Below are 12,468 nucleotides of genomic sequence, written 5' to 3' on the forward strand. Positions count from 1 at the left end.
TGAAAATCTGTGTAATCTGTGGTGAAAAAACAACTTACATAAATTAAAAATAAATGAAACGAATCCTTTTTACTATGCTTCTTGCCGCATCTCTTTCGGCCGAAGCCCAGACGCAAACATACGAGACGGAATTTGCCCGTCCCTTGAATGAAGTACTGACGGATATACAGAACCGTTTCGGAGTCCGTTTGAAATATGACATTGATACGGTGGGAAAAGTGCTGTCTTATGCCGATTTCCGTATTCGTCCTTATTCCGTGGAAGAATCCTTGACGAATGTATTGGCACCTTTCGATTATAAATTTGTTAAGCAGAAAGGAAATATGTATAAGCTGAAAGCATACGAGTATCCACGTCGTACAGATGCAGACGGAGAGAAGATGCTGGCTTATCTGAATACACTCTATACAGACCAACAGTCCTTTCAACTTCGTGCCGATTCTCTGAAAAAAGAGGTACGTCAGCGTTTAGGTATTGATACTTTGTTGGCTCAATGTGTCAAAACCAAACCTATTCTTTCAAAGATACGTAAGTTTGATGGCTATACCGTGCAGAATTTCGCACTTGAAACACTTCCCGGATTATACATTTGCGGTTCTATCTATACGCCCCAATCGAAAGGAAAACATGCGTTGATAATCTGCCCTAACGGACATTTTGGTGGCGGACGTTATCGGGAAGACCAACAACAACGTATGGGAACTTTAGCACGCATGGGAGCTGTTTGTGTAGACTATGATTTGTTCGGATGGGGAGAGTCGGCTTTGCAAGTGGGCAGTGCGGCACACCGTAGTAGTGCGGCGCACACTATTCAGGCAATGAACGGCTTACTGATTCTTGACTACATGCTTGCTTCCCGTAAGGACATTGATACCAGCCGTATCGGTACGAATGGCGGTTCGGGTGGAGGTACCCATACTGTATTGTTGAGCGTATTAGATGATCGTTTCACCGCTTCAGCTCCGGTAGTGAGCCTAGCTTCTCACTTCGACGGTGGCTGTCCCTGCGAAAGCGGAATGCCTATTCAACTATCTGCAGGAGGAACCTGTAATGCGGAATTAGCCGCTACTTTTGCTCCTCGTCCACAACTGATCGTATCGGATGGCGGCGACTGGACGGCCAGTGTTCCTACTCTTGAATTTCCTTATCTGCAACGAATCTACGGATTCTACCAGGCAAAAGATAAAGTAACGAATGTACATCTTCCCAAAGAGAAACATGACTTTGGCCCGAATAAGCGGAATGCTGTTTATGACTTCTTCGCAGAAGTATTCAAATTGGATAAAAAGATGTTGGATGAAAGCAAGGTCACCATTGAACCGGAATCCGCTATGTATAGTTTTGGTGAAAAAGGAGCTTTGCTTCCTGAAGGCGCCATCCGTTCTTTTGACAAGGTAGCTGCTTATTTTGACAAGAAGGCTTTTGCTAATTTAAAATCAGATGCTTCTCTCGAAAAGAAAGCCATTGACTGGGTAGCTTCTTTAGAGTTGAACGATGATAAAAAAGCAGGTTTTGCAGTAACTGCCATTTATAATCATCTTCGTAAAGTGCGTGACTGGCACAATGAGCACCCTTATACAACAATCCCCGAGGGTATCAATCCTCTGACAGGCAAACCGCTTTCCAAGCTCGACCGTGAAATGATTGCAGATTCTGCTATGCCGAAAGAAGTGCATGAAAGGCTAATGAAAGATCTGCGCAGAGTATTGACGGAAGAACAGATTGAACAAATCCTGGATAAATACACGGTAGGTAAAGTTGCTTTTACCTTGAAAGGTTATCAGGCCATTGTACCCAATATGACGGAAGAGGAAACGGCTTTCGTTCTGGAACAGTTGAAATTGGCTCGTGAACAGGCTATTGACTACAAGAATATGAAGCAGATTTCTGCTATCTTCGAAATTTATAAAACCAAATGCGAACAGTATTTCAATGAGCATGGTCGCAACTGGCGGCAGATGTTCAAAGATTACGTGAATAAGCGAAACGCAGAAAAGAAGGCTCAAGGAAAGAAATAAATGAGGGTAAACCCTTAACCTCCTACATAACCGGAAAATCTCCGGGATAATAGAAGAATATAATAGAGCTATGCTTTGCAACTGACAAAGCATAGCTTTATCATATCTAAAACTATGCTTTAGCTCTCAAAAAACACTGCTATCACTTTCACGAAGCTTTGATTGTGAAGACAGGAGTGGAAGTTACTCGAAACGTGTTGAAAGATTCTCTTGGTGATGACTTTACTTCAAACTATTCAATATAAATCATCTTTTTCGTCATTCCCCCGTCAATAGTGATGTTTTCTCCATTGATGAAATCATTGTTTTCCTCGCAGAGAAACAGACACATGCGGGCAATATCTTCCGGTTTACCTACCCGGCGTGAAGGATGCTGTGAATGGTCTTCCGGTTGGAGTTGAGCATAATCATGAGTCTGTATCCATCCCGGAGCAATGGAATTTACTGTGATATTCCATTCGGATAAAGACAAAGCCAATGCATGAGTCAAAGAATAGATACCACCTTTCGATGCTGCATAACCTTCACTTCCCGGTTCACTCATCAGATAACGTGTAGAGCAGATATTTACAATTCGGCCGTATGGGTTGGGAGAGGGCTGCTTTTTACGATGGATGGCAAGCAGCCGGGAAGTGATGAATACAGGACGCAGGTTAATAGAAAGAATTTTGTCGAAATCTTCTACACTTGTCTCTGTGATAGAAGAAAATTTGCTGATACCGACGTTGTTGACAATAATATCAATATCGTTCCATTCGGCAAGAATGGTTTGCATACAACTTTCAAGTGCGTTTTTATCACTTACGTCGACCTTATGGAATGTAGCCCCGGTTGCCTTCGCAGTCTCCTGTCCCGATGTTTCGTTTATATCACAAAAGGCAACTTGATTTCCAGCTAGGCAAAAAGCTTCTACTATTGCTTTGCCTATTCCTTCCGCTCCGCCTGTTATAAATACTCTTCTTTTTGAGTCTTCCGGTTTTGAAACCGTTGAAGTGTGAGACTTCGATTCAGCCGGACGTACTGCTGTTAGTTTCTTCTTACCATATTTTTGTGCTTGTTTCCAAGCAGCTTTTCGGGCTTCGTATTGTTCCTGTTGTCTCTCTATATAATTATCTGCCATCGTTATTTTTTATTTATTGGCAAATGTAAAGTATAAAATGGATAAATACAAGAATCGACCGCTCTTTTGCGGGCAAAGGAGCGGTCGATTTCATTCGGATGATCGTTCAATATTTAAAACTTCGTCGGATCTATCTCTGCATATTTAATTCGTTGACGGCGCCATGTGTAAATGGCATGCAACTTCCCGTCTTTCCCCTGAATAATGCTAGGGTAAGAGTATTGGCTGATTGGACTATCTTCTAATGTAAGAACAGGTTGCCAATTGATACCATCTTCTGAAACGGCCACACAGAGCGGAGTACGCGGACCTTTCGGAGTTCCGGGCAATGTAGAGAAATTATTGTAGATAAGGATATGTCTACCGTCTTTCATTGTCACGGCATCCGTACCGGAATTATTATTCGGGACATTCAGCAGCGTTACTTTACTCCATGTGTCACCATTATCACTGCTCCACGCAGTTGCTACCTGTGCGTTACGTGTACGACAGAGTATCTGTAATCTTCCGTCCTTATGCTTCAGAATACTGGGTTGTATTGCATAAACAGGTTTGGCTCCTTCTCCTTTGATCGCTTCTCCGCCTTCTTGGTCATCCACATTCACACCTCCCTTTTTACGATTTTGGGTGGGGACAGATAACTCGGCATCCAGTGGTCCGACCATCTTCCAGGTCTTGCCTTTATCATCGGAAATCTCGAAATGGACACGCCATCCGTTACTTCCTTCCGTACTGGAAGGGCAGATGATACGCCCATTGATATATTCCGGTTTATTCTTAATAGGTCCAAGAAAACCTTTCGGAAGCGCTTCGCGTTTGCTCCAGGTTTTTCCTCCGTCGCGTGAACGGACAAGCCATCCTGTCCAGTCGCTCACTTTCAAACCTATTTTATAAAACAGAATCAGGTCACCTCCGGGAATCTGGAAAAGAACCGGGTTCCAGCAAGCTTTTCTGCGGGCAATAAGTGTTCCTTTTGCATCTTTCACCGGGGTACAGGTTGAATCGATTCCGGCTAATACTGCTTGTGGGTCTTTGAGTGAAAACACACCATCGGCAGCAAGTTTGGGGGTGGTCCATTCTTTAGAGCCTTTAGGTTTACGACATACCCAGATGCAACAATCCGGATTGCGCTCTTTGGTTCCTCCGAAGAAAGAGGCTACGAGATCACCATTTTTCAGCTCTACTATCGTAGCTCCGTGACATTCGGGGAAAGAAGCGTTTTCGTACAGGAATTCATCAGTCAGAATAGCCGTATTCCGGGTGGGAATGTCTACACTGAAATGATATTTTCCTGATCCGATTTTTTCTTTCCGTCCATCCGGAAGATGTACTTCCCCCGTCGTATTGGCGGGAAGTTCGATATCCCATTCCAAATGTGTGGGAGTCTTTGTCCATCGGCTGGTTATTTTTCCGTAGATACTCATGTACGATGCATCCACGTTACTCAACTCCTGAATTTCAAAAGCCGGCTGGAAGACGATATGCTTGTAACCGGACTTCCAGCGGTCCGCACGGATACCTGCCAGGTTATTGAAGCACCAAGGCAATAAATCACCTAAAAGCATCACATGATTACCGCTATTCATTTCAGGATTTGCCGTATCACCGTTCCATAACTCCCAAATAGTGGTAGCACCTTTTTCAACCATATATCCCCAGGAAGGATATGTTTTATTGGTAGCCAGTAGATAAGCTACATTGGCATGGCCGCGACGGCTCAATTCACGCAATAACCATTGTACGCCGATCACTCCGGTACTTATATGTCCCTTGTTGGTTGTAATAATGGAAGTTACGGCATTTTTAGCTACTTCATTGATGTAGTTCTTTGGCACTAGACCAAAAGCAAGTGGCAAGATATTGGCAGTAACTGTGTTGTTACCATAGAAAATACTATCCGGATATAAGGTATGTCCCGGTACGGGAGAGGTACCTTCCTTTACGTGAAGAAAACGGGCATTGAATGCGTCTTTCATGCGATGTTCCAAATCTTCCCATTCTTCTGCGTCAGCTTTCAGCCCTTGCAAGCTTGCAAAGCGGTGCATCAGTTGTAATACCTTCAGATAATAAGCCGTTGCGATCAAAGCTCCGTCAGTCTTGCGGGAAGGGTCCTTACTATGAATTAACTCCAGTGATTCGGGCGGAACGCACCAGTCACCATATTTATCTTTGGTGATGATAAAATCTTCTGTCATATAGTATTCCCGGATATGAGATACCCACTTCTTGATAGCCGGATAATTCTCTTCGATCGGACGTTTATCTCCAAAGTTTGTGAAAAGCATGTCGCAGGCCATTGGTAAAGCGGCAGGCCAGGTCACATTGTCCGAGTAGTAGTTCCAGTATGCCGGGGCTACATCAGGAATACAGCCGTCTTCCCGTTGTGCTTCGCGGATGTCACGCGTCCATTTGGTATACATGGCGTAATTATCGAAAAGCATGCTTTCTCCCCAACAGCCCATAGTACGGTCACCCAACCATGGTTGGCGTTCATTCCGTTGCGGACAGTCAACCGGCATCCCTTTATAGTTGCTCCGGATTCCCCAAAATGCATTGCGGATAATCTTATTCAGAGTTTCGTCAGAACAGTTGAAAGTACCGATATGCTCCATTTCATCTTCTACTACTTCGGCAACGAAATCTTCTGCCTTCGCATTCAGATAACCGCTGACTTCTACATAACGGAACCCATGATAAATAAAACGAGGTGCCCAGGTAGCATCTTTTGTTTCGCGTCCGCTGACAACATATACATCTGTAGAACGGGCATCCCTGAAGTTTCTTGTATAAAGTTCGCCATTGTCTTGCAGACTTTCTGCAAAACGGAGACGGATGCTATCGCCAGCCTGTCCTTTTATCCGGAAACGTACCCAGCCCGCCATATTCTGACCGATATCCAGGATATATTTGTTACCGAGCTTTTTAATAGAAACAGGCTTTAAGGTTTCTGTGACTTTCATGCCCGGCATCATTTGTGCACGCAATGTTCCTGAAGGAATACTGACACGTTGGGCCGGCATCCAGTTTTTGTCATCATATCCGGTTTGACTCCAGGCTCCTAACTCTTTACGGGCATCGTATTCTTCGCCATCATATTCATTATTGCTACGGATAGGACCTTCAGTAGTCAATTTCCATGAAGTGTTTGTAGCAATCGTTTCTTTGCTGCCGTCTGCATATTCCACAATCAGATTCAACCGGAGTTTAGGATAACCGAAAGTCGGTATCTTATACGGTTTATAGTTCTGACGCATCGTATAGAAGCGACCATTTCCAAGAGTTACTCCAATAGCATTTTCTGTTTGAAGCAGTGAAGTAACATCGTATGTGTTGTACAGAATTGTTTTCCGGTAGTCGGTAGGAGCAGGTGCCAGTACTTGATTGCCGATGCGTTGTCCGTTGATAAACAACTCGTACAATCCCATTCCGGCGATATGTACTGTGGCACGTTTCACACTTTTCTTTACTGCAAACTCTTTACGGAGATAACGGGCTGCCAAACGGCTCCATTGTGTTTCGCTGTCTCCGAGAGCGGCCCTGTCCAAGCCGATCCATTGCCCTTGCCAATCTGCTTCATTAAATAGTCCGGTGGTCCAGAAAGCCAGAGCACTCCAATTTGTTGCACCTTTGTTGGTGTCTATTTTCACTTTCCAATAGTAGGGGGCATTACATTTTAATGTTTTTCCCTGATAAGTGATCCATTGAGAAGCGTCAGATTCAATCTTTCCTGAATCCCAAATATCTCCTTTTCCTTGTTCCAATAGCTCCGGGGAAGATGCGACAAGAATGTGATACGCAGTTTGTATCACATTCTGTTCATCCGATTCGATGCGCCAGCTCAATCGGGGTTGGCGCACATCGATACCTGCCGGATTTTTCAACTGCTCCGTTCGCAGGTCAATTATACCTATGGCTGCGTATAGTGAACCTGCAAAGAGCAGAAGAAAGAAAAATGATACTATTCTTTTATTCATAAGTATGTTTTCATCATTCGTTTATATAAGATTATTTATTCCATTTTTGTTGTGCGTCCGGTAACTCTGTCCAGTCTTTCCCTATATAGTTCTTACTACTGTCCACTACAATCAGGATATGGTCGTTTCCACTGCAATAACCACTGTCGTGCTGGAATTTGTGCACTCCGTTATCAAATTCTCCGATGTATTCCAGTTTACCATCTTTCGTGGTGTACCACCAAGCATTCTTTTTCGCGCCGCTAATCTTGCTGAAATCAACTTCCATCGGACGTCCGGTATAGTTGTATACCATCAGATAATCATTTCCACGTGTAGCGATAGCGCGGTCATAACGTTCTCCATTCTGTCCTGTGATGATAGACTGATCGGGTATGCGTTCAAAGAACGGGAAAGTCAACATCAGGTTTTTCAGATACTTCATCTGATTGTAGCCCGGATCATTCAAAGCATCATACCAAGGCTTCTTTGCACCATAAGCACCACCTACACCCGGTTTGATAAATTGCATGATGGAATTATGACCGTAAGTATGTCCGAAAGAACCTGCAAATACAGACCAATAAGCATAACGACGTACGTCATAATCCTTCCACAACAGTTCGTTTTCATCGTGCAGACCATGAGGTATTTCTTCATAGATCGGTTCACCGTCAATCACAGGTTTCATGGGTTTCATGGCCAGGCTGCGTTCTACAAAACGCCAGTTATCCTCTTCTGTATTTTCTTCGATAGGGTAGTCACCATCTCCGAAACGTTGTCCATAGCGACGATGTCCGCTTTGAAACATGTTGAAATCCAACCAGGGAGCGTTATTGAACCAAGTCGCGGAAGTTGTTCTTCCACGTGGATGGAATGTCATCAGGTGGTTTTTGTCGATAGCTTTGATAGAGGTTGCCAAAGCTTCCCATTCAGCAGTTTTCACGTCGCCACGGATATCTCCACCAATAAACCAGATAATATTCGGTTCGTCCTTATAACGCTCTGCCAAAAACTTGCCGTATGCTTTTGCCTGTTCTACAGTCATCTCGCCCCGGTTCACCGGGCTTCCCCAAATGCAGACCATGCCGATATATTGTCCCTTCTTTGCTGCTGTACGGATGATGTAATCCATGTGATCCCAATAACCGTATACGCCTTTTTGATTGATGTTTTTGAAGTTGTATCCGTCAATCATCGAATATTGTCCGTAGATATTCATAGACGGAACATTGTTCAACGTTTGAACCTGAATCACGTTGTATCCGCGACGTTTGCATTGTTCCAGGTAATATTCGGCTTCATCCCGGTTCAAGCGTTCGGGCAATAGCCAACCGGTTTCTCCTAACCAAAAGAAAGGAGCACCGTTTTCGTGTTTCAGGTAACGTCCCTCTTCGGAAACTACGAGTTTGCCGTTGTCCCAGGGGATATACGTCTTTTGTGTTTTCTTCTGTGCTGCAGCCGAAGTTGCCATTGTCAATAGCAGCAACAAAAGGGGAATAATCTTGAATTTTCTCATTGTATTTTATCGTTTTTAGTTTATTTTTTAGTCATTTTCTCATACTCAATAGCAGCCAAGATGAATGAACCTACCGATTTCGGATCATTTTCTATAATCGGTTCACTGATATAATATTCAAATGAGCCGTCACGATATCTTTTTGAATCTCCGCCCAATCCTGCAACAGCACAGCAATTGGTAATTGTATAGCTGCCATCCTCTTCCAAACGGGTAAATGTCTTTACCATTCCGTCAAAGGCTTTTTGTGTCGGTTCGATATATTCGTTGCCAATATATCCTTTATTGATAGCTTTGGCAAGCGTATAGATAAACAGGGCAGTGGCAGATGATTCCAAATAATTACCTTCACGTGCTCCCTGATCGGTTACCTGATACCAGGTTCCGGATGAAGGATCTTGGTATTTCACAATCGCTTTTGTCAATCCCTGCAGAATTTGTATAATGCTGTCGCGTCCGGCTGTTTCCTGTGGCAGGAAGTCCAGTACATCTACAATAGCAGCTCCATACCATCCGATACTGCGACTCCAAAAATTAGGAGAACAACCTGTTTCAGGATTTGACCATTTCTGTTCGCGACTTTCATCCCATCCGTGATAAAAAAGCCCTGTTGCAGGATCATAAGTCTTGCTATTTATCAAAAGAATCTGTTTTGTTGCTTCGTCAAATAAAGCGGGCTCATTAAAAGTAGCACCATATTGAACCAGATAAGGAGAAGCCATAAAAATTCCGTCCAGCCACATTTGATGAGGATATCTCAATTTATGCCAGAATCCTCCCTCACTGGTACGGGGTTGCTCTGCCATTTGCTTGCGCAAAGTATCCATGGCTATTTTGTAACGTTCGTCTCCGGTCTGTGCGTAAAGATCGAAAAGAATCTTTCCACCGTTGACATTATCAATATTGAATGAAAGATATTTCATGGTTTTGATATGTCCGTCAGCATCGATCAGACTATCTGCATATATCTTGGCATACTCATAATATACGCTGTCCCCGGTATGTTTCCATTCTTCCAACATGGATTTTACTACTAATCCGTGGGTATATCCCCAGCGTGGTTTTTTAGCTTTTTCAATCATCCAGGGTTCGGGGAAACGTTTCATTTCGGAGCGTGCCATGCGTTCACTCCATTTTTCCGTTTCTGTTTTTTGAGGTGCTGCGCAAGCCAGGAAACAAGCAGTTCCACAGGCGACAATCAGTTTCAATAAGTTTTTGTTCATATCGGTCGAGTTATTATTTTCCAATCAATACATATTCTTTTCCTGCTTTGGTAGGTAGGTCATAGAGGTATGTCTCTGCAATTTCCACTTTGTTCAAGTTGGCCTTTTCGTTAATCAATGGCTCCGGAATGGTGGGGACTGCATAAAGAGGGTTCGGATTTTCACCTTTGGCACGCTTCAAGCCATTCCCGGTTAATGGGTTGAGCGAACGTAAACGACAATTTCCTCCCTTATGAGATTTGACAACCAGTCGGCTGACTTTCCCGTTTTTCCAACTCAAATCAAGTTCGAAACCTCCACGGGCAATAATTCCTTTGATAGAACCTTCTGTCCAAACGGTAGGCAGTGCGGGAAGCAAATATATAAAACCGTCGTAGCTTTGCATCAACATCTCTGCAATGCCTGCGGCACAACCAAAGTTTCCATCAATCTGAAATGGTGGGTGCGCATCGAACAGGTTAGGGTAGGTGCTTCCTTTTTTCTTTTCATTGCGTACGAGAGTCAGCTGGTCAGTTATCAGCTTGTAGGCGTGGTCACCATCAAGCAGGCGTGCCCAAAGGCAAACTTTCCATCCCATGCTCCACCCGGTCGACGGGTCGCCACGGTGAATCAGAGAAGTACGTGCTGCATCAAATAATTCAGGAGTACGGTAAGGGGAAATCTGATTGCTGGGGAAGAGTCCGTACAAATGAGAAATGTGACGGTGTACGTCCTTCGGATCATCCCAGTCGAACATCCACTCTTGTAATTGCCCCCAATGTCCCACCTGCATGGGAGCCATTTCTTTGAGACGTTGTGTCAGATGAGAGGCAAACTCCTGATCTGTATCCAGTATTTGAGAAGCAGATATAATTGCTGTCCAAAGATCGAAAATCAATTGGTTGTCCATGGTGCATCCGGCAGCTGTAGTAGCTTTCCCATTACTTCCCGAATGTACATTCTCCGGTGAATTACTGGGGCAGACTACCAGCCAGTTGTGTACGGGTTCTTTCACCATAATTTCATCAAAGAAACGTCCGGACTCTTTCAGTATCGGATAGACAGAACGCAGGAATTCCACATCTCCGGTGTATAGATAACGCTCCCAAAGATGTCGGCAAAGCCATGCGCCACCACTGGGCCACATACCCGAAGGAGCTTTGTCAACTGCTCCTGTAATACGCCATATATCCGTGTTATGATGCAACACCCATCCGTTGGCTCCATACATAATCTTAGCCGTCTCTTTACCTGTGTCACTCACTTCTTTTATCAGACGGAATAACGGTTCATTCAGTTCACTTAGATTCGTTACTTCCGAAGGCCAGTAATTCATTTCCAAATTGATGTTACAAGTATATTTGCTATCCCAGGAAGGGAATAATTTGTCATTCCAAATTCCTTGTAAATTGGCGGGTTGTCCTCCCGGTTGGGAAGAACAGATCAACAAATAACGTCCGAATTGAAAATAGGTGGCAACCAGATGTGTGTCATTGGTGTTTTTGAAATTCTCCACACGCTTATCGGTGGTTACATTCGCATATTGGTCTCGTCCCAAATCAAGAGAAACGCGTGTCAGATATTGTCGGTAAAAATCAACATGATTCTTCTTCGATTCAATGAACGGATGAACCATTGCTTTCGCCAAATAGTTCTTTGCCCGCTCTGTCTGATTACCGGTGATATCTTGATAGTTGTTGAAATTAGTTGCAATGGATACATAGATAACCGCTTCGTCGGCTTTCTCAACAGAAAGTATTCCATCAGCACAAGCTATTTTCCCACCTTTATTTTTAGCAGTCAATCTGCCTTGAAATTCTACTTTCCCTTTTAATCCTTCATGCAAGGAAGAGACTCCCGAGAGTGTCACACAGTTTCCCTCTTCAGAAGCGATCATAACATCCTGGTGAGGGGAAGTGAGTTGTGCATTGAAAGTAATTTGTCCGGGACGATTGGCGGTCAGTCGTACCATTACTACCTGATCGGTAAATGAAGTAATCGTTTCGCGTTGATACTGCACTCCGTCTACTTCATAACGTACGATTGCACGTGCGGAATCCAGACTTAATTCCCTGTAATAATTGGAATAACGTGTATGACCTGGAAAAGCGATTCGCAGGTCACCAAAACTTTGGTATGGCATTCCTGAATTAGTCTTTGCCATCACCTTTTCTGTGGCCAGTGTCTGTGCTTCAAGATATTTTCCGGCAAAGACCAGCTCACGCACTTTCGGAATATATTCCAGTGCATTCGGATTGGCGTTATTATTGGGACGTCCCGCCCAAATGCTTTCTTCGTTTAGTTGTATTTGTTCTGTGCCTGGTGTTCCATATACCATGGCCCCCAAACGACCATTCCCAAGGGGTAATGCCTCGGTCCATACCTGTGCGGGACAGTCGTACCATAGCTTGTATTCGGGTACAGAAGACTTCTGTTCCTGCGCCTGAATACAACCAACAGACATCGTGACGAACAGATATCCGATTAATCTCTTTTTATTCATTTCCTTCCAATTGCTTTTATTCTTTTATAAAAGGACGATTGAAAGGGATTTTTGTACCCACTATGCAGGCAGTAAGAAAGGGAGAAGAATAAAAATAAGTTAGCAAACTTAAATGCAGTTATAAAGCCATTAAAATAGATGAATTTCGACAAA

General features: G+C 43.8%; 6 protein-coding genes. 1 reads left to right on the forward strand and 5 read right to left on the reverse strand.

The window, feature by feature from the left end:
• The first annotated feature begins 53 nt into the window (after window positions 1-53).
• Window positions 54-2,018 carry a 6-O-methylesterase gene (locus Bovatus_RS02915; RefSeq protein WP_004300486.1) on the forward strand — a complete coding sequence of 655 codons (1,965 nt, stop codon included), beginning with the start codon at window positions 54-56 and terminating at the stop codon, window positions 2,016-2,018.
• Between the two features lie 232 nt (window positions 2,019-2,250).
• On the opposite strand, the gene Bovatus_RS02920 is transcribed toward Bovatus_RS02915, so the two are convergent.
• The 5 genes from Bovatus_RS02920 to Bovatus_RS02940 all read right to left on the reverse strand — a co-directional run bounded on the left by Bovatus_RS02920 (window position 2,251) and on the right by Bovatus_RS02940 (window position 12,315).
• Window positions 2,251-3,138 carry an SDR family NAD(P)-dependent oxidoreductase gene (locus Bovatus_RS02920; RefSeq protein WP_004300487.1) on the reverse strand — a complete coding sequence of 296 codons (888 nt, stop codon included), beginning with the start codon at window positions 3,136-3,138 and terminating at the stop codon, window positions 2,251-2,253.
• Between the two features lie 113 nt (window positions 3,139-3,251).
• Window positions 3,252-7,112, reverse strand: a complete 3,861-nt coding sequence (locus tag Bovatus_RS02925) for a family 78 glycoside hydrolase catalytic domain (RefSeq protein ID WP_004300489.1) — start codon at window positions 7,110-7,112, stop codon at window positions 3,252-3,254.
• 31 nt (window positions 7,113-7,143) lie between these two features.
• Window positions 7,144-8,610 (reverse strand): glycoside hydrolase family 140 protein, encoded by a 1,467-nt coding sequence (locus Bovatus_RS02930; protein ID WP_004300490.1) that lies wholly within the window; start codon window positions 8,608-8,610, stop codon window positions 7,144-7,146.
• Window positions 8,611-8,630: 20 nt separating this feature from the next.
• Window positions 8,631-9,833, reverse strand: coding sequence for a glycoside hydrolase family 88/105 protein (locus tag Bovatus_RS02935; protein WP_004300491.1), 1,203 nt, complete (start codon window positions 9,831-9,833; stop codon window positions 8,631-8,633).
• Window positions 9,834-9,846: 13 nt separating this feature from the next.
• A complete protein-coding gene (locus Bovatus_RS02940) occupies window positions 9,847-12,315 on the reverse strand; it encodes a glycoside hydrolase family 95 protein (RefSeq protein WP_004300492.1) in 2,469 nt (822 codons plus the stop codon).
• Window positions 12,316-12,468 lie beyond the last annotated feature (153 nt).

The organism is Bacteroides ovatus (assembly GCF_001314995.1).
Lineage (GTDB): Bacteria > Bacteroidota > Bacteroidia > Bacteroidales > Bacteroidaceae > Bacteroides > Bacteroides ovatus.